21 protein-coding genes are annotated in these 23,052 nt (G+C 67.2%); 8 read left to right on the top strand and 13 right to left on the bottom strand.

Translation table 11 applies throughout. The features are described from left to right. Positions 1-9: 9 nt before the first annotated feature. The 6 genes from PQB87_RS24905 to PQB87_RS24880 form a co-directional block, all read right to left on the bottom strand. Positions 10-990: an aldo/keto reductase gene (locus PQB87_RS24905; RefSeq protein WP_059650451.1), complete on the bottom strand. Its 981-nt coding sequence runs from the start codon at positions 988-990 to the stop codon at positions 10-12. 225 nt (positions 991-1,215) lie between these two features. Continuing rightward, positions 1,216-1,887, bottom strand: a complete 672-nt coding sequence (locus PQB87_RS24900; protein WP_021162011.1) for a MarC family protein — start codon at positions 1,885-1,887, stop codon at positions 1,216-1,218. A 121-nt stretch (positions 1,888-2,008) separates the two neighbouring features. Continuing rightward, positions 2,009-2,809: an enoyl-CoA hydratase-related protein gene (locus tag PQB87_RS24895; RefSeq protein WP_048025524.1), complete on the bottom strand. Its 801-nt coding sequence runs from the start codon at positions 2,807-2,809 to the stop codon at positions 2,009-2,011. Positions 2,810-2,847: 38 nt separating this feature from the next. Next, positions 2,848-4,170 carry a phenylacetate--CoA ligase PaaK gene (paaK, locus tag PQB87_RS24890; protein WP_059687052.1) on the bottom strand — a complete coding sequence of 441 codons (1,323 nt, stop codon included), beginning with the start codon at positions 4,168-4,170 and terminating at the stop codon, positions 2,848-2,850. A gap of 58 nt (positions 4,171-4,228) precedes the next feature. Beyond that, on the bottom strand, positions 4,229-5,785 hold the full coding sequence (locus PQB87_RS24885) for a 3-hydroxyacyl-CoA dehydrogenase (protein WP_489244132.1): 1,557 nt from the start codon (positions 5,783-5,785) through the stop codon (positions 4,229-4,231). 100 nt (positions 5,786-5,885) lie between these two features. After that, on the bottom strand, positions 5,886-6,155 hold the full coding sequence (locus tag PQB87_RS24880; RefSeq protein ID WP_489244130.1) for a hypothetical protein: 270 nt from the start codon (positions 6,153-6,155) through the stop codon (positions 5,886-5,888). Between the two features lie 180 nt (positions 6,156-6,335). Between PQB87_RS24880 and PQB87_RS24875 the strand changes: the two genes are divergently transcribed. Further along, positions 6,336-7,424 (top strand): calcium:cation antiporter, encoded by a 1,089-nt coding sequence (locus tag PQB87_RS24875; RefSeq protein ID WP_059687054.1) that lies wholly within the window; start codon positions 6,336-6,338, stop codon positions 7,422-7,424. A gap of 90 nt (positions 7,425-7,514) precedes the next feature. On the opposite strand, the gene PQB87_RS24870 is transcribed toward PQB87_RS24875, so the two are convergent. The 4 genes from PQB87_RS24870 to PQB87_RS24855 all read right to left on the bottom strand — a co-directional run bounded on the left by PQB87_RS24870 (position 7,515) and on the right by PQB87_RS24855 (position 12,088). After that, on the bottom strand, positions 7,515-8,648 hold the full coding sequence (locus tag PQB87_RS24870; protein ID WP_111939942.1) for a transporter substrate-binding and LysM peptidoglycan-binding domain-containing protein: 1,134 nt from the start codon (positions 8,646-8,648) through the stop codon (positions 7,515-7,517). A gap of 20 nt (positions 8,649-8,668) precedes the next feature. Continuing rightward, positions 8,669-9,442 carry a hypothetical protein gene (locus PQB87_RS24865; protein ID WP_027791838.1) on the bottom strand — a complete coding sequence of 258 codons (774 nt, stop codon included), beginning with the start codon at positions 9,440-9,442 and terminating at the stop codon, positions 8,669-8,671. A 667-nt stretch (positions 9,443-10,109) separates the two neighbouring features. Next, positions 10,110-11,018, bottom strand: coding sequence for a LysR family transcriptional regulator (locus PQB87_RS24860; RefSeq protein WP_021162019.1), 909 nt, complete (start codon positions 11,016-11,018; stop codon positions 10,110-10,112). A gap of 101 nt (positions 11,019-11,119) precedes the next feature. Continuing rightward, positions 11,120-12,088 carry a LysR family transcriptional regulator gene (locus PQB87_RS24855; RefSeq protein WP_059687057.1) on the bottom strand — a complete coding sequence of 323 codons (969 nt, stop codon included), beginning with the start codon at positions 12,086-12,088 and terminating at the stop codon, positions 11,120-11,122. Between the two features lie 363 nt (positions 12,089-12,451). On the opposite strand from PQB87_RS24855, the gene PQB87_RS24850 reads away from it, so the two are divergent. The 4 genes from PQB87_RS24850 to PQB87_RS24835 all read left to right on the top strand — a co-directional run bounded on the left by PQB87_RS24850 (position 12,452) and on the right by PQB87_RS24835 (position 16,797). Further along, the gene (locus tag PQB87_RS24850) at positions 12,452-13,627 is read left to right on the top strand and encodes an HPP family protein (protein WP_489244126.1); all 1,176 of its coding nucleotides are present in this window, start codon (positions 12,452-12,454) and stop codon (positions 13,625-13,627) included. A 132-nt stretch (positions 13,628-13,759) separates the two neighbouring features. Next, on the top strand, positions 13,760-14,173 hold the full coding sequence (locus tag PQB87_RS24845) for a MarR family winged helix-turn-helix transcriptional regulator (RefSeq protein WP_174413963.1): 414 nt from the start codon (positions 13,760-13,762) through the stop codon (positions 14,171-14,173). A 20-nt stretch (positions 14,174-14,193) separates the two neighbouring features. Continuing rightward, the gene (locus PQB87_RS24840; protein ID WP_489244124.1) at positions 14,194-15,981 is read left to right on the top strand and encodes a chloride channel protein; all 1,788 of its coding nucleotides are present in this window, start codon (positions 14,194-14,196) and stop codon (positions 15,979-15,981) included. Between the two features lie 480 nt (positions 15,982-16,461). Then, positions 16,462-16,797, top strand: coding sequence for a hypothetical protein (locus tag PQB87_RS24835; RefSeq protein ID WP_021162025.1), 336 nt, complete (start codon positions 16,462-16,464; stop codon positions 16,795-16,797). 84 nt (positions 16,798-16,881) lie between these two features. Here PQB87_RS24835 and ppnP read toward each other — a convergent pair whose 3' ends face one another. After that, positions 16,882-17,202: a pyrimidine/purine nucleoside phosphorylase gene (gene ppnP, locus PQB87_RS24830; protein WP_021162026.1), complete on the bottom strand. Its 321-nt coding sequence runs from the start codon at positions 17,200-17,202 to the stop codon at positions 16,882-16,884. Between the two features lie 208 nt (positions 17,203-17,410). After that, complete coding sequence (locus tag PQB87_RS24825; protein WP_027791844.1) at positions 17,411-18,313, bottom strand: LysR substrate-binding domain-containing protein; 903 nt, start codon at positions 18,311-18,313, stop codon at positions 17,411-17,413. Positions 18,314-18,495: 182 nt separating this feature from the next. Between PQB87_RS24825 and PQB87_RS24820 the strand changes: the two genes are divergently transcribed. The 3 genes from PQB87_RS24820 to PQB87_RS24810 all read left to right on the top strand — a co-directional run bounded on the left by PQB87_RS24820 (position 18,496) and on the right by PQB87_RS24810 (position 21,819). Then, positions 18,496-19,680 carry a M20 aminoacylase family protein gene (locus tag PQB87_RS24820; RefSeq protein WP_489244123.1) on the top strand — a complete coding sequence of 395 codons (1,185 nt, stop codon included), beginning with the start codon at positions 18,496-18,498 and terminating at the stop codon, positions 19,678-19,680. Positions 19,681-19,724: 44 nt separating this feature from the next. Further along, positions 19,725-21,044, top strand: coding sequence for an MFS transporter (locus PQB87_RS24815; RefSeq protein ID WP_027791846.1), 1,320 nt, complete (start codon positions 19,725-19,727; stop codon positions 21,042-21,044). A 232-nt stretch (positions 21,045-21,276) separates the two neighbouring features. Continuing rightward, the gene (locus PQB87_RS24810; protein WP_489244122.1) at positions 21,277-21,819 is read left to right on the top strand and encodes a cysteine hydrolase family protein; all 543 of its coding nucleotides are present in this window, start codon (positions 21,277-21,279) and stop codon (positions 21,817-21,819) included. An 89-nt stretch (positions 21,820-21,908) separates the two neighbouring features. On the opposite strand, the gene PQB87_RS24805 is transcribed toward PQB87_RS24810, so the two are convergent. Next, positions 21,909-23,015, bottom strand: a complete 1,107-nt coding sequence (locus PQB87_RS24805; RefSeq protein WP_021162030.1) for a porin — start codon at positions 23,013-23,015, stop codon at positions 21,909-21,911. Between the last annotated feature and the right edge of the window lie 37 nt (positions 23,016-23,052).

The raw sequence follows: 23,052 nt of genomic DNA, 5'->3' as shown, positions 1-23,052 counted from the left end.
CACCGCCGCTCAGTTGAACCCGGCGATCGCGTGCGGCACGTACGGGCGTTCGAGCGTGGCGATCTCGTCGTCGGTCAGTTTCAGTTCGAGCGCGGCCAGTGCGTCGTCCAGTTGCCGCGGTTTCGAAATACCGACGATCGGCGCGGTGACCCCGGCCTTCTGCGCGACCCACGCGAGTGCCACCTGCGCACGCGGCACGTTCCGTGCGGCCGCGATCGTCGCAACGGCGTCGACGACCGCCCTGTCCGACTCCGCCGTCGCGTCGTAAAGCCGCTGGCCGACCTCGTCGCTCTGCTGCCGCTCGGTCGACTCGTCCCAGTTACGCGTCAGGCGGCCGCGCGCGAGCGGGCTCCATGGAATCACCGCGATTCCCTCGTCTGCGCACAGCGGCAGCATTTCGCGCTCTTCTTCCCGATACAGCAGGTTCAGGTGGTTCTGCATGCTGACGAAGCGGGTCCAGCCGTGCTGCTTCGACGTATGCAGCGCCTTCGCGAACTGCCACGCGAACATCGACGACGCGCCGATATAACGCGCCTTGCCGGCCTTCACGACGTCGTGCAGCGCCTCGAGCGTCTCCTCGATCGGCGTGCCGTAATCCCAGCGGTGAATCTGGTAGAGATCGACGTAATCGGTGCCGAGCCGCTTCAGGCTCTGGTCGATGTCGGTCATGATCGCCTTGCGCGACAATCCCGCGCCGTTCGGCCCCGGCCGCATCCGGTAGAACACCTTGGTCGCGATCACGATCTCGTCGCGTTTCGCGAAATCGCGCAGCGCGCGGCCGACGATCTCCTCCGACGTGCCGTCCGAATAGATGTTCGCGGTATCGAAGAAGTTGATGCCGGCTTCGATCGCCCGCTGGATGATCGGGCGGCTCTCCGCTTCCGGCAGCGTCCACGGGTGCGAGCCGCGTGACGGTTCGCCGAACGTCATGCAACCCAGCACCAGTCTGGACACTTCCAGCCCTGTCGATCCGAATTTCACGTATTCCATTGCACGCCTCGCGATTGAAGTTGAGCTGACGGCCGGATGCGCGCCGCGCATCCGCCGGACCGTCGCATGGTATCCCGGGCGGCAAAAAGACGTGCGGCGTCGCCGCGTCGGACGAAGGGGCGTTCGCCGGCGTTCGCCGGCGCGAGGTCGTGCTTGATCGTGCTTGGTCGTGCGAGACCGAGCGAGGCGCCGGCTTCGCGGGACGTGCGCTGCGGCGCGGGCCGCTTACTTGGCCTGGTCGGCGATCGGCTGCAGGAACGCGGAAAAGCCGGTCAGCATGATCTGCACGCCGATGCACAGCAGCAGGAACGCCGACACGCGCTTCGCGACCTTGGTGCCTTCGCTGCCGAGGTAGCGCGACAGCAGCGCGGAGCGGCTGTAGACCTGCCAGATCACGACCGCGACCAGCACGGACACGGCGATCGACACGATGCTCGACAGCATGAACTCCGACAGCTTGTGCGTGCGGTTCGCGTTCAGCGCGATCGCGGTCGCGATCGAGCCGGGGCCGACCGTCAGCGGCACGGTCAGCGGGAAGAACGCGCGCGTCATGATCGCGTTCGCGTCGATCGGCTTGACCGGCGTGTCGCCGCCGCCCGGCCCGTCGGGTTCGTTCAGCATCTGCCAGCCGGCCACGGCAACCGCGAAGCCGCCGCCGATCCGCAGCGCTTCCATCGAAATCCCGAAGAAATGCAGCACCGGCGTGCCGGCGAAAAACGCGACCAGCAGCACGATGAACGAGTTGAACGCGACCTTCCGGGCGAGCAGGTCCCGCTCGTGTTCGGTGAGCGCCTCGGTCCGTTCGAGAAACAGGAACGCGATGCCGATCGGGTTGATGATGCCGATCAGGCCGGTGAAGCCGAACAGGATCTCGGAGATAAGGCGGTTGACGATCATCGGATGAAGAATCGGTCGGGGCTGGGCCGGCGGGGCGCCGGGGGTCACGCATTGTAGAGCAAGCGCCCGCGGCGCAAAATGCGGGCTCGCCCGTTGCGCCGCCGATCGTCTCCGCTTGCGCTTATTCGGCGCCCGCCTCCCATGCCGGCGGCCGCTTCGCGAAGAACGCGGCGAAGCCTTCCTTCGCTTCCGGCGTCGCCCGCACGCGGGAGATCGTCTGCGCGGTGAACGCCGCGCGCTCGTCGGACGACGGATACTCGCCGATCGTGTCGAAGAAGCGCTTGATCTCCATCAGCGCGTTCGGGCCGTTCCGGCCGAGTTCGGCGAGCGTCCGGTCGAGCGCTTCGTCGAGCGAATCGAGCGGCACGGCCTGGTGGATCAGGCCGATCGCGACCGCCTCGCCGGCGGCGAGTTGCGTCGCGGTGAGCGCGAGCCGCCGCGCCTGGCGCTGGCCGACCGCCTCGACCAGATACGGCCCGATCACGGCCGGCAGGATCCCGAAGCGTGCCTCGCTGACCGAGAAGCGCGCGTGATCGCTCGCAATCACGATGTCGCACGCCGCGCACAGGCCGACGCCGCCGCCGAACGCGTGACCTTGCACGCGCGCCACCGTCGGCTTCGGGCATTGCCGGATCGCGCGCATCATCGCGGCGAACCGCTCCGCATCGCGCAGGTTCGCGGCCGCGTCGTTCGCGCTCGCGCGCTGCATCCACTGCAGATCGGCGCCGGCGCAGAACGCGCGGCCGTCCGAACGCAGCACGATCGCGCGCACGTCGTCGCGCGAGCCGAGCGTGGTGAACGCGGCGGTCAGTTCGGCGATCATCGTCTCGTCGAACGCGTTGAGCACGTCGCCGCGCTGCAACGCGACGGTTGCGATGCCGCGCGCATCGACCGTGACGGCCAGGGTCTTCAATCCATCCATCGAACAGGTTTCCTCGGGTAGAACGGCAAACATCGGAATTACGCGGCCTGGCGGCGGTCGATCACGCGCCGGGCCTTGCCGGTCGCGGTCGCGGGAATGCCGCCCGCCGCCAGCACCGTCACGCCGGACGACACGCCGACCATCGTCTTGATCCGGTGCTGCAGCTCGCGCGCGAGCGCCGCGCGATCGCTTTCGCTGACGGACGCGGCCGCTTCGGAGCGCAGTTCGACCGCGAGGTCGAGCCGGTCCATGTGACCGTCGCGCGACAGCGTGATCTGGAACTGGCCCGACAGCTGCGGCAGCGCGACGACGATCTCCTCGATCTGGCTCGGGAACACGTTCACGCCGCGCACGATCAGCATGTCGTCGGAGCGGCCGGTGATCTTCGCGAGCCGGCGCATCGCGCGCGCGGTGGGCGGCAGCAGCGCGGTGAGGTCGCGCGTGCGGTAGCGGATCACCGGCATCGCTTCCTTCGTCAGCGACGTGAACACGAGCTCGCCCTGGCTGCCGTCGGGCAGCACTTCGCCCGTGACGGGATCGATGATCTCCGGATAGAAATGGTCTTCCCAGATTACCGGGCCGTCCTTCGTCTCGACGCATTCGCACGCGACGCCCGGCCCCATCACTTCCGACAGCCCGTAGATGTCCAGCGCGTCGATGCCCACGCGCGTCTCCACTTCCTCGCGCAGCGCCTGCGTCCACGGCTCGGCGCCGAAGATGCCGATCTTCAGCGACGACTCGGCCGGGTCCATCCCCTGCCGCACCATCTCGTCGATCAGGTTCAGCATGTACGACGGCGTGACGAGGATGATCTTCGGCTCGAAATCGCGGATCAGCTGCACCTGCTTCTCGGTCTGCCCGCCCGACATCGGCACGACCATGCAGCCGAGCCGTTCCGCGCCATAGTGAATCCCGAGGCCGCCCGTGAAGAGGCCATAGCCGAACGCGTTGTGCAGCGTGTCGCCCGGGCGGCCGCCGGCCGCGCGGATCGAGCGCGCGGTCACGTTCGCCCAGGTATCGATGTCGCGCGCGGTGTAGCCGACCACCGTCGGCTTGCCCGTCGTGCCGCTCGACGCGTGCACGCGCACGACCTGCTCGCGCGGCACCGCGAACAGCCCGAACGGATAGTTGTCGCGCAAATCGTTCTTGGTCGAGAACGGGAACTTCGCGAGATCGGCGAGCGACTTCAGGTCGTCCGGATGCACGCCCGCCGCATCGAACGTGCGGCGATAGTGCGGGACGTTGTCGTACGCGTGGCGCAGCGACCACTTCATGCGCTCGAGCTGCAGTGCCTGCAGTTCGTCGCGGCTGGCGGTCTCGATCGGCTCGAGGGCGGCGGCGGGATGCGTCGGGTGGGTCATCGGGGTGCTCCTCCAATGGAGTGATGTCGTTATCGTGATCGAGGTGACGAAGCCGGCGTTACGACCGGAACGTGCGGCCGGCCGCATGCAGTGCGGCGATGCGCGGCGACACGCGATAGCGGTCCTCGCCGTAGCTCGCCGCGAGGTTCGACAGCACGCGAAACACGCGGCCGACGCCGATCGCATCGGCCCACGCGAGCGGGCCGCACGGGTAGTTCACGCCCTTCTCCATCGCGAGATCGAGATCGGCGGGCGAGCACACGCCCTGGTTAACCGTGTCGGCCGCCTCGTTCGCGAGCATCGCGACGGTGCGCATCGCGACCATGCCCGGCACGTCCGCGACGCCGACGACGCGAAAACCCGCCTGCTGGAACAGGCCGACCGCGTCCGCATAGGCCGCGTCGCTGCACTGGAGCGCACGCGTCAGCGCGACGAGCCCGGCCTGCGTGTAATCGCGTGCGAGGTCGACCAGCACGAGATCGGCCACGCCCGTCTGCGCGGCGCGCGCGGTCGCGGTGCGGCCGTCGGTCAGCGCGATCGATGCACGGCCGGCCGTCGCGAGCAGGTCGTCGGCATGCGTGCCGGCCTGCCGGGCGCCCGCGATGCGTTCGGTGAAACGCGTATGCAGCGCAGCGGCCGGGCCGTCCTGCGCAAACAGCGCAACGTCGGCCGGCGCGTCGCGCGGGGCTTCGAGATCGGGCGCGGGCGGCGTCGCGCCGTCCGCATACGAATAGAAACCGCGCCCCGACTTGCGCCCGAGGAAACCCGCGTTCACGAGTTCCTGCTGGATCAGCGACGGCGCGTAGCGCGGGTCGTTGAAGTACGCGCGGAACACCGATTCGGTCACCGCGAAGTTCACGTCGTGACCGATCAGGTCCATCAGCTCGAACGGCCCCATCCGGAAGCCGCCGGCCTCGCGCATCACCGCGTCGATCGACGCCGGCGCACCACCCTGTTCGTTCAGCACGCGCAGCGCCTCCGCGTAATACGGCCGTGCGACGCGGTTCACGATGAAGCCCGGCGTCGATTTGGCCATCACGGGCCGCTTGCCCCACGCGGCGGCGGTCGCAACCAGCACCTGTGCGACTTCGGGCGCGGTCGCGAGCCCGCTGACCACCTCGACGAGCGCCATCAGCGGGGCCGGGTTGAAGAAATGCAGGCCGGCGACGCGCTGCGGCGCGCGCAGCCCGGCCGCGATCGACGTGATCGAGATCGACGACGTGTTGGTCGCCAGCAGGCACGCGTCGTCGACATGGCGCTCGAGCGTCGCGAAGATCTCGCGCTTCACGTCGAGCCGCTCGGCGGCCGCCTCGACGATCAGCGCGGCACCCGCGAAATCGGCCAGCGCACGCACCGCGCGGAGCCGGCTGCCTGCCGCATCGGCCTGTGCCGGTTCGAGCCGCCCCTTCTCCGCGAGCCGCGCGAACTGCGCGCGGATGCCGGCCAGTGCCTTGTCGCAAGCGACTTCGTTCAGGTCGTACAGCAGCACCGTATGGCCGGCCGCCGCCGCGACCTGCGCAATGCCCGCGCCCATCGCGCCGGCACCGATCACGCCGACGACGGCCGACGGCGCCAGCGCGCCCGAGTTCACCGAATGTGCAGAAGAAACAGCCATCGCTTGCGATCCGTCATGAAGTGGAAGTGCGAGCGATTATAAACCGACCGGTCGGTAGATTTATGTCAGGGCGTGCCCGAATTTGTCGTGCAAGAGACCGTTACGGAAACTGCAAAGACAAAAAATTCGAATGATCGGGGCACTTTTTGCCAACCGAAAGGTCAATGAAAGGATTCGAATATGAGATAGTGACCCCCGAACGCCTGATAAAATTCGGCAAACCGCCGGATTTCAGGGGGAAACCGCGTGTCACGCCGCCACCGCCGTCCATTGCCGGCCGCCCTTCCGGGGTCGGAACCGAGCCTCCGGCACGCGCGTCGTCTCGCGCGCCCGCCTCGCCGTTTGCGGCGGCCGCATCGAATCGTTTCATCCCGCGACGGGCTCCGGCCCGCCCGCGCCCCTCGCTGCCTCGCGGCGGCGAACCCAGGGCAGCACCGTTGCGTGCTGCCGCCCTTCGGTTTCATCACCCTCGTTCGGCGGATAGTACGGCCGGGCTTCGTCAACCCGTGACGGCGCGTCGCGCGCCGCCACTCGCATAAGGAAACCCTCCATGCCGCTCTCGTCCAACCAGCTCCCGCGCTGGACCCTCGTGGCCCCGCTTGCCGCATGGCTGGTCCTCGCGCTGTCGCGCGTCGTGCCGGCCGAAGGCCTCGTCATCGCGGTGTTCGCCGCCGCACTCGCCGGCGCCGTGTTCGCCGCCGTCCACCATGCCGAAGTCGTCGCCCATCGGGTCGGCGAACCGTTCGGCACGCTCGTGCTCGCGGTCGCCGTGACCGTCATCGAAGTCGCGCTGATCGTGTCGGTGATGCTCGGCGCCGGCCCCGAGAAATCGGGCCTCGCCCGCGACACCGTGTTCGCCGCCGTGATGATCATCTGCAACGGTATCGTCGGCATCTGCCTGCTGGTCGGCGCGTGGAAGCACGGCGAGCAGGACTTCCAGGGGCGCGGCGCGAGCAAGGCGCTCGCGGTGCTGGCTTCCCTGTCCGTGCTGTCGCTCGTGATGCCGAACTACCTGAACGCCGCACCGGGCCCGTTCTTTTCGAAATCGCAGCTCGCGTTCGCCGGCGTGTCGTCGCTCGTGCTGTACGGCGCATTCGTGTTCGTGCAGACCGTGCGTCACCGCGACTACTTCCTCACCGCGCACGACAGCGCGAACGAATCGGTGCACGCTGCGCCGCCGAGCAGCCGCACCGCGCTGATCAGCCTGCTGCTGCTGTTCGCGAGCCTCGTCGCGGTCGTGCTGCTCGCGAAGCTGCTGTCGCCGGCCGTCGAGCATGCCGTATTGCAGCTCGGTGCGCCCGAAGCCGCGGTCGGTATCGTGATCGCCGCGCTCGTGCTGCTGCCGGAAGGGCTCGCGGCCGTCACCGCCGCACGCGCGAATCGCCTGCAGACCAGCATGAACCTTGCGCTCGGGTCGGCGCTCGCGAGTATCGGGCTCACGATCCCGACCGTCGCGGCCGTGTTCATCTGGGTCGGCCAGCCGCTTACGCTCGGCATCGGCCCGATGGAAACCGTGCTGCTGGCACTGACGCTGCTCGTCAGCACGCTGACGCTCAGCCAGGGCCGCACGACGGTGCTGCACGGCGTCGTGCACCTGTCGCTGTTCGCCGCTTACCTGTTCCTGTCGATCACCCACTGACGCCCACCTGCGCGCGGCCCGGCGAATCACCTCCGCCGGGCCGCGCGCCGTCCTTCACGTCCCCTCCTTTTCGTTCACTTCACGCCGCCGTCAGCGCGCCGGAATCACCAGATGCTGGCCCGCCAGGATCAGGTTCGGGTTGGCGAGGTTGTTGCGGCGTTGAATCTCGCGATAACGCTGGCCGCTGCCGAGCTTGCTCGCCGCGATCATGTTCAGCGTGTCGCCCGCCTTCACCACGTACGTGTGTTCGCCTGACGCGGCCGCGGTCGTCACCGCCTGGTCGCTGACGAAGTACTTGCGCAGCAGCTCGAGATACTGCGGCGACTGCTTGAGCTTCGCGATCGCGGCGTTCAGGTAGATCAGCAGATCCTGGTCATCCGCGCGCACGCCGATCTTGTACGCGATGTTCGAGCCGTCGAGCTTGGTCACCGCGAATTTCAGGTCGGTGCCCTTGATCGAGCTGACCGCGAACGGATAGTCGTAGATGAACGCATCGACCGTATGGCCGTCGATGCTCTTCGCGATGAACGCCGGATCGGAATCGTCGACTTCGACGAACTTCACGTTCGGATACTGGCGCGTGACGAACGCACGCACGTCCGGGTCGCCCTTCAGGATGCCGACCGTCTTGCCCGTGAGATCGTCGGTCGAGCGGATCGCGGCGCCCTGCCGCACGATCAGCGAATAGCCGAAATCGTCGACGTACGGCACCGAATAGACGACGCCCGCCGGCGTGTTGTCCGGGAACGTCAGCCCGTCCATCGCCACGTCGACCACGTGGTTCCCCTTCGCGTCGGTATCGAGCAGTTGTTTCGGCACGCCGGGGTACGTGTCGACCTCGTGACGCGTATCGACGACGACCGGCTTGCCCCCATGCGAGAACGACGGGTCCGCGAACAGCAGCCGCGCGAACTCGACGTTGAAGCCGTGCGGCGAGCCCTTGTCCTCGCCGAAGAACGGTTCGCTCGGGTTCTGCACCGAGATCCGCACGATGCCGTTTTCGGCGATCGATTTCAGCGTGCTGGCCTGCGGCGTGAAGCCAGCCGGCAGTACGCTGGCCGACGGCGGCGTCTGCGCCGACTGGCCGCTGTCGCCGTTTTGCGCGGATGTCGAGGCCGGGGCCGCGTCATGCGCGGGAATCAGCGTCGACAGGCCGCCCTGATGAACGATCCATACGCCGACGAGCACTACCAGAAACGCGATGGCGCCAAGCAGTTTTTTCATGGTTGCGTGCCTGCAGGAAGTTATTGTTGTTTCGACGGCAGCTGCGCGGGGTTCGCCGCATCGAGCCCGGGCGCGTGCGGGGCGTTCGCCACCGCCTGCTGCTGCGCCTGCTTGACCTCGGGGTTATCCATCAGCGACGTCTCCATTTCGGAGAACGCCTTGTTGACCGAGCGCATCACCGAATCGACGGCCACGTCGGTCTTGATCTGCTCGAACGTGTCGGACGCCTGCCGGCCCGCGAGCTTGTTCATCTGCTGCGCCGCCTGCGACATGTCCCACATCGCCTTCGCGCGGTCGATCGCCGACGCGAAGTTCTTCAGCTCGGCCTGCACCTGCTTGTAGCGCCCCTCGCGGAACGAGAGCAGTTGCTTCATCGTGTCGAGCTGCTGCCTGAAGCGCGGCGCGTCGTCCGGATACTGCTTCTCGAACAGTTCCGTCTTGTTCTCGAAGTTCTTCACCTCGGTGCGAAACGCGGTGATGCTGTCCGCGAATTTCTGTGCCGCCTGGCGCTTTTCCGCGAGCTGGTTGATCAGCGTCTCGATCGGATTCGCCTGCGCCTCCTCGACGATCATCTTCACCTTCTGGTTCGCGAACTTCATCGCGACGACCGGCGCCAGGTAGATCGCGCCGAGACCGATCACGCCCGCCGTGACCAGCGCGATCACCCCCTTCAGGATGAACAGCGCGGCCGGTGCCGCGATCGCGACGCCGGCGATGATGATCGCCCACTTGACCAGCTTGACCTTGCCACTCCCCGAACTGCCGTTTGCTTCTTCATTCGAAAGCTGCGACATGAGTTTTTCTCCTTGAACCTCGAACCGAACTGCTTGCGTGTGCTCTTTCAAGCTCAATCGAAATGCTTCGGACTTCGGTGCCGCCGGGCAGCCAGGCAAAGCCGGCGGCGCAATACAAGGACGGGCGCGACGGGCGTCACGAGACGCCGGTGTAGGCGCCGTTCAGGATGCGGTAATGAAGGATGGCGGACGGTGCCGCGATGCGGCGCGCCGGACGGGCGCCGTTCATCGTCGCGGCTCGCGCGCGAACGGGAAGGCGTACCGAGGCACGGTACGAAACGGGATGACGGATACGTGACGCGACGGGCGTCGGGAGAAGCGTGGTTCCGGCGGGCCGACAGACGCGGGGCCGGTAGTCCGGTACGAGTGCGTAAAGGCTCATCGTTGTTCTTCTGCGTATCGCGGGTGCAGGAACCGCGCGGCCGGCGCGTCCCGCTCCAAATGCACGAGCGTATCCTGCGCCGACCGGCATGCAGCGTCAAGCAGTTGTCGCAGTGCAGCGAAGCGCTGCGTTCCTCCGCTGGAACACCGGCAGCGAAACGGCTTTCAGTACGGTAAGGATTCGCAGGACTGCGACCCGTCGTGCTCGGTCAGGATTGCTTGTCATCGCATGCGCCCCCTTCCGGACTGAAAGCTTGTCACATCGCCGGGCGGATGCCCCGGCGCATCACGTCGCCGCGCCGCCCCGCTCCTGCGCGAGAAACCGCTCGACCATCGCATTGAACACCGGCAACGCAGGATTGTCGTTGTCCGTGCGCCATGCGAGATACAGCTCGGCCGCCACGTCGGTGCCCGCCAGCGGCCGGAACACCACGCCGTCGACATGCAGCTCGCGCGCCGACGCCGGCACGAGGGCGGCGCCCAGGCCCGCGCGCACGAGGCCCAGGATCGTATGCGTCTGCCCGACGTAATGCAGGTAGTTCGGCAGCCGCCCCGCGTTCGCGAACAGGCCCGAGATCAGGTCGTGGAAGTATTTCCCCTCGTTCGGCGAATACGCGATGAACGGCTGCCGGTCGAGATCGTCGGGGCCGATGCGCTCGCACGCGGCGAGCGGCGCCCCCTCCGCGACCGCGACCAGCATCGGTTCGCGCTGCACGAGCCGGTATTCGAGCGGCTGGCGGGCGGCCCGCTGGCGCACGAAGCCCGCGTCGAGCATCCGCGACGCCAGCGCATCGATCTGCACGGTCGACACCATCTCGCGCAATTCGACGTCGACGTCCGGCAGCGCGTGCGCGGCATGCGCCAGCAGCATCGGGATCATCCGGTACGCGCTGACCGCCGTGAAGCCGAGCGTGATGCGGCCGGCGCCGCCATGCGCGACGCGCTGCGCGGCCTGCTCGGCCCGTGCGGAGAATTCGAGAATGTGCCGCGCGTCGCGCAAAAACCGCTCGCCGGCCGCGGTCAGGCTGACCTGCCGGCTGCTGCGTTCGAGCAGCGCGATGCCGAGCGCATGCTCGAGCAGCTGGATCTGCCGGCTGAGCGGCGGCTGGGTCATGAAGAGCCGCCGGGCCGCGCGACCGAAATGCAGCTCCTCGGCGACCGCGACGAAGCAGCGAAGCTGGTGCAGTTCAATCATGCAATTCTTGAATCGATCGATCGTCTCTGGACGTTAGACCGATATCGATACGATTTCCATACTCGATTGCACCCGATGCGCGGCGCGGGCCGCGCAAGACGTCAAGCGCGCTTGCGGCCGCCCGGCGACTGTTCGGTGGTCAGCCGGTCGAGTTCGCGCAGGTCGTCCTCCAGCGCGGGCGTGAGCGTCGTGCGCAGGTGGTCGAGGAACGTGCGGATCTTCGCATCGAGATAACGACGCGTCGCGTAGACGGCATACACGCTCACCGTCTGCAGCCGATACTCGGGCAGCACGCGGATCAGCCGCCCTTCGCGGATGTCGTCGAGCACCGTATACAGCGCGACGCACGCGATCCCGCGCCCGGCGCGCACCGCGACACACAGCGCGTCCGGCACGTTGACCTGGAACGGCGCGGGCTGCAGTTCGTAGACGGCCTCCTCGCCATCGTTGCGCTCGAGCCGCCATTCGCCGGCCGGCGATGCGGGCGTGTCGAGGCGCAGGCACACGTGGTTCGGCAATTCGTCGGGCGTCTGCGGCGTGCCGTGGCGCGCCAGGTATTCGCGCGACGCGACGAGCACACTGCAGCTCGTGCCGCAGGTCTGCGCGACGTAGCCCGAATCGGGCAGTTGCGACGCCGTCACGATCGATACGTCATACCCCTCCTCGACGAGATTCGGCATCCGCTGCGCGAGCGTCAGCTCGACCGACACGTCGGGGTTGTCCTCCTGGTAGCGAACGATCGACGACACGACATGACTCTGCCCGAGCCCGGTCATCGCGTGGATGCGCATCTTGCCGCTCGGCCGCAGCAGTGCGTTGCGCGCCTCCGCGTTCGCGTAGTCGATTTCCGCGAGGATCGATTTCGCGCGCTCGAAATAGCGTTCGCCGCTTTCGGTGAGGCCGAGGTGGCGCGTCGTGCGATGCAGCAGGCGCGTCTGTACGTGCGCTTCGAGGTTCGAAACCGCGCGCGACACCTGCGCGGTGGTCGCGTCGATTTCCTTTGCGACCGCAGTAAAACTGCCGGCTTCGACAACGCGCACGAACAGGCGCATGTTTTCGAGCATGTCCATTGAATTGGCTTGGGGAGAGTCAGTGGGGAGGCGTCGGCAGCGCTCGCGTCAGGTGAGGAACGGAACGCGGCCGCGAACCACGTCGAATCGATCACCGGGCCGGGAGAAAGGCGGGAGAGCGGGCATCGCGTACGTGGTTCTGGCATGAAGGGGGATTCAGTGGCCCGAATTGTACGCCGCTACAGACAAATTTGCGCTATTGCCAGTACCGCAACCTTTCATCGGATGAAAGGTTTTTGCAAGACATGCGTGTCACGCACATGCAACGCCTTGATGCGGCGCGACAATTTATATCACAACGCGATATAATTCGCGGCTCGTCGCTGCGCGCGCCCGCGCTGTCATCTTTACCGCTTACCGTCCATGTCGTCAGGCTCCCCTTCGTCGCGCCGCACGTTGCGGCAATGGCTGCACAGCTTCATTCCCCATCCGATGTCGCCGGGCTGGCGCGAGCGCCTGCGTTCGTGCACGGGCGCGCTCGTCGGCATCGCGACAGTCGGCGTGACCATGCGCGTGCTGCCTGGCGTACCGGGCCTCGTGCCGCTGCTCGTCGCGCCGATGGGCGCATCGGCCGTGCTGCTGTTCGCGGTGCCGGCGAGTCCGCTCGCGCAGCCGTGGTCGATCATCGGCGGCAATCTCGTCGCGGCGACGGTCGGTGTCGCCTGCGCGCAATGGATCGCCGATCCGGTCACGGCCGCCGCAGTCGCGATCGCATGCGCGATCGGCGGCATGTTCGCGCTGCGCTGCGTGCACCCGCCGTCGGGCGCCGTCGCGCTCACGGCCGTGGTCGGCGGCCCCGCGATCCATTCGCTCGGGTTCCGCTTCGTGCTGGAGCCGATCGCGCTGCAATCGGCCATCCTGCTGTCCGCCGCACTCGCCTATCACACGCTGACCGGGCACCGCTATCCGCACGGCGGCGTGCGCCCCGAAGCGAAACCGCAGGCGGGCGGCGCCGCACCGGCACGCGGCCGCTTCACACGCGGCGACCTCGACGCGGTGCTCAAGCGCCGCGGCGAATGGCTCGACGTCGATCCGGACGACCTGGAAGCGCTGCTGCGCGAAACCGAGATGCAGGCCTACACACGCACGTTCGGCCAGCTCTCGTGCGCCGACCTGATGACGAAGCATGCGATCGAAGTCGCGCCGTCGACATCGGTAACGGCCGCGCTCACGCTGCTCGACCGCCACCGCGTGAAGGCGCTGCCCGTCGTCGACGGCGAAGGCCGCCTGACCGGCATCGTCACGCGCGCCGACCTCACGCGCCAGCTGCGCCGCCCGACCCCGCTGTGGCAACGCCTGTCCGCGCGGCTGCCACAATCGTTCGGCGGCCAGCCGGCGAGCGTCGCCTCCGTGATGACGCGCGACGTCGCGTGCGCGCCGGAAACGATGCCGATCACCGCGCTCGTCCCGCTGTTGACGCATTCGGGCCACCACCACATTCCGGTCGTCGATGAATCGCACCGGCTCGTCGGGATCATTACCCAGACGGATCTCGTCACGGGCCTCTATCGGCAGACGCAAATGCTCGATGCCGCCTGACGTATGCCGCGCACGTAACGCCATGTAGCGGCCGGTGCAACGCGGAACGCATCCTGTCCGCACGAATTCGGCCATTTATATCATGTTGTGATATATTCAACGTCACCGTAACCGACCGCCCGACCGACCCCGATGAACGATACCCGACGCGCGCTGACGAAAAGCGATTTCCAGCAACTGTCCGAGTTCCGCTACCAGATGCGCCGCTTCGAGCGCTTCTCCGAGCGCGCCGCGCAAAGCGAGGGCGTGACGCCGCTGCAATACCTGCTGTTGCTGCACATCAAGGGCTACCCGCATCGCGAATGGGCGACCATCGGCGAACTCGCGGAACGCCTGCAGGCGCAGCATCACGGAGTCGTCGCGCTGGTCACGCGCTGCGAAGCGCTCGGCCTCGTGAAGCGCAAGACGAGCGAAGCGGATCGCCGGCAGGTCGAGGTTCACCTCGAGCCGGCCGGCGAGACGCTGCTCGTCCGCCTCGCGGCCATGCATCGCGCCGAGCTGAAATCGCTCAAGGACGCGTTCCAGGTTCCGCAGATCGATTACTGACCCATGCCTTTTCCACGCCGATGAACGCCCCACACAAACGCGATTTCTCGACCAACGAACGCCTGCCCAGGATCGCGTTGCTTGCCGCCGGGATCGGCCTGCTCAGCACGCTTGCCGCGTTCGTGCTGTTGAGCCTGATCCATCTGTTCACGAACCTGTTCTTCTTCCAGCAGTTCTCGTTCGTCGAACGCTCGCCCGCGAACAACACGCTGGGCGCGTGGGTGATCGTGGTGCCGGTGATCGGCGGGCTGATCGTGGGGTTGATGGCGCGCTTCGGTTCGGAAAAAATCCGCGGCCACGGCATTCCGGAAGCGATCGAGGCGATCCTGTTCGGCAAGAGCCGCATGTCGCCGAAGGTCGCGATCCTCAAGCCGCTGTCGTCCGGCGTCGTGATCGGCAGCGGCGGCCCGTTCGGCGCCGAAGGCCCGATCATCATGACGGGCGGCGCGCTCGGCTCGCTGATCGCGCAGTGCGTGCACGTGACCGCCGCCGAGCGCAAGACGCTGCTCGTCGCCGGCGCGGCCGCCGGCATGACGGCCGTGTTCGGCACGCCGGTCGCCGCCGTGCTGCTCGCGGTCGAACTGCTGCTGTTCGAATGGCGTCCGCGCAGTTTCCTGCCGGTCGCCCTGGCATGCGCGGTGGCGGGTTTCGCCCGCGCCGTGTTCTTCGGCGTCGATCCGCTGTTTCCGCTGACGACGGCTGCGCCGACGCCCGTCGCGCTGCTGTCGTGCATCGTCGCGGGCCTGCTGTCGGGCTTGCTCGCATGCGGGCTGTCGGCCGCGCTGTACCGCGTCGAGGACACCTTCGCGAAGCTGCCGGTGCACTGGATGTGGTGGCCCGCGCTCGGCGCGATCGTGATCGGCATCGGCGGCTGGCTCGAGCCGCGCGCGCTCGGCGTCGGCTACGACGTGATCGGCGACCTGCTGCACCAGCACATCGCCTTGAAGATCGCGCTCGCGCTGCTGCTCGTGAAAGCCGTGATGTGGGTGATCGCGCTCGGCTCGGGCACGTCGGGCGGCGTGCTCGCTCCGCTGCTGATGCTCGGCGCCGGCCTCGGCACCGTGCTGTCGCCGATGCTGCCGGGCGGCGACCCGGTACTGTGGCCGCTCGTGTGCATGGCCGCGACTCTCGGCGCGACGCTCGGCGCCCCGCTCACCGCGATCGTGTTCGCGTTCGGCCTCACGCATGACGCGAACGCGCTGCTGCCGCTGCTCGCGGCGACGCTCGTCGCGCACGGCTTCGCGACCATCGTGATGAAACGCTCGATCATGACGGAAAAGATCGCACGCCGCGGCTATCACATCTATCGCGAATATGGCGTCGATCCGCTCGAGCGGCACGACATCGGCGAAGTAATGACGTCCGCCGACCTGCTCGTCACGATCGACGGCGCGGCGACGCTCGATGCCGTCGAGTCGCGGTACTTCGGCGCGAAACAGACGCACCGTGCGTACCCGGTCGTGCAGAACGGGCGCCTGCTCGGTCTCGTCGATCGCGCGACGCTCGATGCGCAGCGCGCACAGGCTGCAGCCGACACGCCGATCTCGCGCGCGTTCGCCAATCGTGCGCCGGCGGTTGCCCAAGCGCACGAAACGTGCCGCGTCGTCGCGTCGCGACTCGCGATGCTCGGGCTCGAGCGCCTGCCCGTCGTCGCAGACGAGCACTCGATGCGCATCACGGGCATCGTGTCGCGCAGCGACCTCATCAAGCCCGCGTTGCAGCACGTCGACGACGAACAGAAACGCGAGCGCTTCCGCCCGATCGTCCCGGCCAACCTGCGCGACATCGGCACGCGCAAGGCCGGCTGACCCACCGCACCGCGCGGCACCCTCGCCGCGCACGCGCCGCTCGCGTCACCTCTGCACGCGATTCGGCACGCCCGTCGCGTGCCGCCTCGCATTCCGTCGCTTCCCCTGTTTAAAGTTGGTTAACAATTCGACGGCCGAAAGTTTGTCATCATGGTGCTCATGCGACGGGGCCATCAATCAGCCATTCCACTGCGCGATCAAATAAAGAGTTGCGGCACGGCATGCACACGCATGCCGCTCGCCGCGACCATCACCTCACCACACGACCGGGCAGCGCGCCGACCACGCCGCGCATGACGTCGAACCGCACACGATGCATGCCGTGCCGCAGCAAAATGCACAGCATCGGAGTCGCCATTTGGCAAGCGCGTTAACAACTTGTTTCGGAATAGCCGGAACCGTGCTTGTTCGATGCGATCTCACTTGCACGCAGTCCTGCTGCGCATCCCACTCAATCAATCACGACTCGAGGGAGATAACGTGAACGCGAAATACTTACCGCTCATCGCATTGACCGTGGCATTTTCTGCTCATGCAGCCGATTCTGCCCTCCAAAACGTGGGACAAAGCCAGAAGCCCGCCGATCAGGTCGCGCAATGCATCGCCAAGACCTGGGCCGACAAGTCGCAGCAACAAGTGACGTCGCAGTATGAACTCGCGAACGGCCTCGCCATGGCCGTGTATGCGCCGGGCCAGCAGCCGCCGAACGGCGCCGCGGCCGTCGTGCGTCCGGCCAACGCCGCGAATGCAAAGACGTGGGTTGGTTTCCGCGGCGGCGACGCATCGTCGGCCGGCGACATCAACGCCTGCCTGTAAGAGAACAGGCGCTCCGGATGGCCTTGCGCCATCCGCTTGTGACGAGCCCCGCTTCGGCGGGGCTTTTCTTTTGCTGCGCGCGTCTTACAGGTAGCTGCAGACGTAATCGAGCGTCTCGAGCACTTCGATGTCGAAGCGGCTCTTGCCCGGCACCGAGAACGATTCGCCGGCGCCGTAGGTCTGCCATTCGCTGCTGCCGTCGAGCTTCACGCGGCACTTGCCGGCCTGCACTTCCATCAATTCGGGCGCATCGGTGCCGAAGTTGAGCGCGCACGGCAGGATCACGCCGAGCGTCTTGCGCGTGCCGTCCGGGAAGAGCACGGTATGCGACACGCACTTGCCGTCGAAATAGACGTTCGCGCGCTTGACGATCGATACGTTGTCGAATTGGGTTGCACTGGTCATGAAATGCCTCTGCTTGCTGGATGCCGGATGGCGATGTTGTTGGAGGCCGGCCGGAGCGGCGGGCCGGCCGCTATGATACCGGCTCGCGCGGCTTGCGCCGCGATGACGTGCCCGCTGCGCAAGCCACGTGCCCGCCGGGCGACGGCAACGTCGCACGCCCGATCGTCAGGATAACGACACATGACGGTCGCTGCTCGCGGGTGCAGGTTCACAGCAGCCCCTTGCGCCGCGCGGAATCGCGCAGGCAATCGAGCAGCATGGCCGCTGCCGGCGTCAGCGGGCTGTCGCGACGCGTGATGACCTGCACCGATACGGCCGGCAACCGCTCGCGGATCGGCAGGACCGCGAACTGGTCGCGCGCCCACTCGCCCTGCAGCAGCTGCTCGGGCATCGAGGCAATCAGGTCGCAGCCCATCATCAGGCTGCGCGCGAGCCCGAAGCTCGGGCATTCGACGACGCGCGCCGGCACCGGCAACCCGTAGGCGACGAACGAATTGAACAGCACCTGCGTCGAGCTTTCGGGCGACGGATTCATCAGCCAGTCGGCTTCGACGAGATCGGCGAGCGACGTGGCCGATGCGAGCGGATGCCCCTTGCGCGCGACGATCAGCGAACGGCTCGAATACAGTTCGGCGTGATCGAACTCGGCGGCCAGCAGTTCGGGCACGACGACGGCCACCGCGAAATCGAGCGAGCCGTCGTGCAGCCGCGGCAGCGCGACGCCCGGAAACCCTTCGACGATACTGACGCGCGCCACCGGAAAACGCCGCCGGAACGCACGAAACGCATCGGGCAGGATCGTCACCGCGGCGGCCGGCGTGACCGCCGCCGCGACGGAGCCCGTCATCGCCCCTTGCGCCTGCTCGATGTCGTCGCGGGCGCGCTGCATTTCGGCGACGATCAGCCGCGCGCGCACCTGCAACTGCTGGCCGAACGCGGTGAGCTGGACGCCGCGCGCGGTGCGCACGACGAGCGACACGCCGAGCGCGATCTCCAGCTCCTTGACCGCCTTCGTCAGTGCCGCCGGCGACACGTTCAGGCGCCGCGCGGCCGCGCGAATGCTCCCCTCTTCCGCGACGGTGACGAACGCTTTCAGCTGATGGTATTTCATGGCGGCGACGCGTGATCCGTGGAAACCCTGTGCTGCACGGCACACACCGGCTCAGGGTATTCCCGAGCGGCAACCGGTGGTGAGCACCAAAGCAATTTATCAGCTTCTGGTACGCAAAAGAAATTTATATGCTTGCTCGTCATATGTGCGTCAAACGCCCCAGCCGCCCCACAGGAGAGACCATGCTGCAAGCCGTGAACCCCGTCATCCCCGGTATCGCCGCGATCGCGCCCGAGCTGGTCGAGGTGCGCCGCCGCATCCACGCTCACCCCGAACTCGCATTCGAGGAAACGCTCACGAGCGACCTCGTCGCCGAGCTGCTCGCCAGCTGGGGTTACGACGTGCATCGCGGCATCGGCAAGACGGGCGTGGTCGGCGTGCTGCGCGAAGGGCAAGGCACACGCACGGTCGGGCTGCGTGCCGACATGGATGCACTGCCGCTCGCGGAAGCCACCGGCCTGCCGTACGCGAGCCGCCATGCGAACAAGATGCATGCGTGCGGCCACGACGGCCACACCGCGATGCTGCTGTGCGCGGCGCGCCACCTCGCGGCAACGCGCCAGTTCTCCGGCACGCTGAACCTGATCTTCCAGCCGGCCGAAGAAAACTTCGGCGGCGCGAAGGCGATGATGGACGATGGCCTGTTCGACCGTTTCCCGTGCGACGCGATCTTCGCGATCCACAACATGCCGGGCCGCGCGGCCGGCGACATGGCCTTCCGCACCGGCGCCGCGATGGCATCGGCCGACCGCGTGACGATCACGCTGCGCGGTGTCGGCGGGCACGGCGCGATGCCGCATTTCGCGCGCGATCCGATGTCGGCCGCGGGCAGCATCATGGTCGCGCTGCAGACGATCGTCGCGCGCGAGGTCGATGCGCAGCATGCGGCCGTGATCACGGTCGGCAGCGTGCAGGCCGGCGAGACCTTCAACATCATTCCCGAAACCGTCGTGATGAAGCTGTCGGTGCGCGCGCTGAACGCCGATGTGCGCGCGCTGCTCGCGCGCCGCATCGAAGCGCTCGCGAAAGGCCAGGCGGAAAGCTTCGGCGTCACGGCGGAAGTCGACTACGACTACGGCTACCCGGTGCTCGTCAATCACGCCGAGCCGACTGCATTCGCGGCCGACATCGCGCGCCAGATGCTCGGCGCCGAGCGTGTCGAAACCGACACAGCGCCGCTGATGGGCAGCGAGGATTTCGCGTTCATGCTCGAAGCGCGCCCCGGCTGCTACGCATTCATCGGCAACGGGATCGGCAGCAAGGGCGGCTGCATGGTGCACAACCCCGGCTACGACTTCAACGACGACATCCTCGCGATCGGCGCGAGCTACTGGGTTCGCATCGCCGAAGCCTGGCTCGCGGCCTGACGGCCCCTCATCCCATCGTTTCGCGCCAACCGGGGGAACCCCACATGGAAACGTCCGCCCTTTCGCTCGCCGGCACGCCGGTCGATGCTCGCGCCGCCGCGAAGAAACGCCGGCTGATCGCGGCCGCCGCCGTCGGCAACGCGCTCGAGTTCTACGACTTCACGGTCTACAGCTTCTTCGCGATCCTGATCGGCAAGCTGTTCTTTCCCGTGCATTCGTCGTTCGGGCAATTGATGCTCGCGGTCGCGAGCTTCGGTGTCGGCTTCGTCACGCGCCCGCTCGGCGGGCTCGTGATCGGCATGTATGCCGACCGCGCCGGCCGCAAGAAGGCGATGATCCTCACGCTGTTGCTGATGGCGCTCGGCACCGCGACGATCGCCGTCGCGCCGACCTACGCGCAGATCGGCCTCGCCGCCCCGCTGCTGCTCGTGCTCGCGCGCCTGCTGCAAGGGTTCGCGTCGGGCGGCGAAGTCGGCGCGTCGACCACGCTGCTGCTCGAACAGGCGCCGCAGCATCGTCGCGGCTTCTACGCATCGTTCCAGTTCTCGAGCCAGGGACTCGCCGCGCTCGCCGGTGCGCTGACCGGCGTCGCGCTGACGTCGACGCTCAATGCCGCGCAGCTCGAAAGCTGGGGCTGGCGCGTCCCGTTCATCATCGGCACGCTGTTCGTGCCGCTCGGCTACTGGCTGCGCCGCACCGTCGAGGAAGTGCCGGCCGCCGCGCCCGCCGCCACGCACGACGAGCCGGTCGCATCGCTGCCGCTCGCGGACGTGCTGCGCCATCACGGCAAGGCCGTGTTCGCGGGCCTCGGCGTGACGATCGGCGGCACGTCGATCCACTACATCATCGTGTTTTACATGGCGATCTACGGCGTGCAGGTGTTGCATCTGCCGACCTGGCTGTCGATGACGGCCGGCTGCGTCGCGGGCGCAATCCTGATGCTCGTGACGCCGATCGGCGGCCACCTGTCCGACGTGTACGGGCGCAACCGGATCGTCTGGTGGACGCGCATCGCGCTGATGGCCGCGATCTACCCGGCGTTCATCGCGCTGAACCGCTGGCCGGGCGCTGCATCGTTGCTGTCGATCATCGCCGCGCTGTCGATCGTGCACGCGATCAACATCGGCGCGACGGGTGCGATGCTCGGCGAGCTGTTCCCGCGTGCGGTGCGCGCGACGGGCGGCGCACTCGTGTACAGCGTGGGCGTCGCGATCTTCGGCGGCTTCGCGCAGTTTTTCGTCACGTGGCTGATCGCGGCAACCGGCAATCCGAATGCGCCGGCGTGGTATGCGATTGGGTGCGGTGCGTTCACGCTGCTCGCCATCCGCTGCATGGACGAAAAAGCCGGGAAGGCACTCGACTGACCGGTGGGCGATGCCGGATGCGCGATTGACGCAGTGCGTGCGCATCGGGCATGATCGCTCCATGCGCCACACCACGACCACCTCCTCGACCACGACGCGCACGACCGCCTTCGGCGGGCTCGTGCGGCGAGTGCGCGCAAGGTCGTAGCGCCACGATTCCTCACAGGCCCCGCCGGTTCCGGACGGGGTCTTGTCGTTTCTCCGTCCGTATCGGTCACTCAGGAGAAACGCCATGCCCGAAACCTCTTCCCCGAAGCGCGCACTGCTCGTCGTCGACATGCAGGTCGGCCTGTATCACGGCCCCGAGCGGCCCTACGACGGCGAACGCGTGCTCGCGAACATCAACCGGTTGATCGGCCGTGCGCATGAAACCGGTGCACCGGTATTTGCGGTGCGGCACACCGGCCCCGCCGGTTCGCCGATCGCACCCGACTCGCCGCTGACCGCACTGCTGCCTGAACTCGCAATCGATGCCGCACGCGATACCGTGTTCGCCAAAACGCAGTCGAGCTGCTTCACCGGCACGCCGCTCGCCGCATGGCTGCATGCGGCCGGCATCGGCGAGATCGTGATTGCGGGGATGAAGACGCAGTACTGCGTCGATACGGCGTGCCGTGCGGCCGCAGATCATGGTTTTCGTGCGGTGCTGGTCGCCGATGCGCATACCTGCATGGACACGCCCGCGTTGCCGGCCGAGCGGATCGTTACGCATCACAATGTGACGCTTGGGGGCCCGTTCGCGACGCTCACCACGACCGACGCATGCGTGTTCTGACCGGCACCGGTCACGCCGCCGTCAAAGCAACAACGCACGGGCGGCAACCGTCCGTGCGTTGTTGCGTGCAAGGCGTATACCTTCGCCGCTCAAAACGTATGCATCATCCCCACATACGCCCCCGTCTGCGACTCGCCCGTCATAGGGCTCGTCCCCGACGTCGCATCACGCGGCGTCGCGAGCAGCGAGAAGTTCGAATTCCCGCCGTTGCGCACATACGCGACCGTGCCGTACAGGAACGTGCGTTTCGACAGGTTGTACGTGGTGCCGAGCACGTACATCATCGCGTGCCCCGACGGATCGTGCGACGCGTCGCCGCCGCCATCACCCACCTTCACGTAGTAACCGCCGCCCGTCACGGCCCATTGCGGCGTCGCGGTGTAGGTCGCACCGAGCCAGTAGTGATCGGCACGATCGGCCACCCCGGCCGGGCTGTCCGGCGCCTGGTAGTGCGTATACGCGCCCTGGATCTTGAACTTCGACACCTTCACGTTCGCACCGACGAAGTACTCGCGCGACGCGGTGAAGATGTTGCTGAACTTGCCGTTGTTGTCGCGCAGTTCATCGTAGATGCCGCGTACGTCGAGCAACGGCGAGTGGTACGAGATCATGATCCCGTCCGAGCGACCGAAATCGTCGGCCGCGCCGTAGTTGAAGCCGCGCGACTGGTTGCCGAACGCATATTGCGCCTGCACGTCGAAACCGCCGATCACGGGGCTGTGATATTCGATGTTGTTGCTGGTCTGCTGCCAGTTGCGGCCGCGCACGAGCGATGCCGACGAAAACGCCTGCTGGACGAACGGGTCGAATTCCCACACCCCGTCGCTGTCGATGAACAGGTTTCGGCCGGCCTGCAGCTGGCCCCACGTGTCGCTCTTGAGCCCGACATACGCGCGCCGCGACCACATGCGCCCGCCGCCCGTCGTGCCGTTCATCACCTGGAACGCGGTCTCCAGGTTGAAGACCGTCGACAGCCCGCCGCCGAGATCCTCGAAGCCCTTCAAGCCGAACATGCTGGTGCCCCAGTCGCCGCCTTCGGCACTCCAGCGGGTCGCGCTGCCGCCGTTCGGCTGCGCGATGTGGTTCAGGTATTCGATGCCGCCGTCGATGCGGCCGTACAGCGTCACGCTCGTCTGTGCAAAGGCAGCCGCCGGTGTGGCGGCCGCGATCAGCCATGCGAAATGTTTGAGTCGCAAAATGATGCCCCCTCGGAGTCTCGACCTTCCCGCGCGC

This window comes from Burkholderia sp. KL41, from assembly GCF_057005415.2.
The sequence above is the reverse complement of the archived record's forward strand: the minus strand, read 5'-3'. Positions and strand labels throughout refer to the sequence as shown.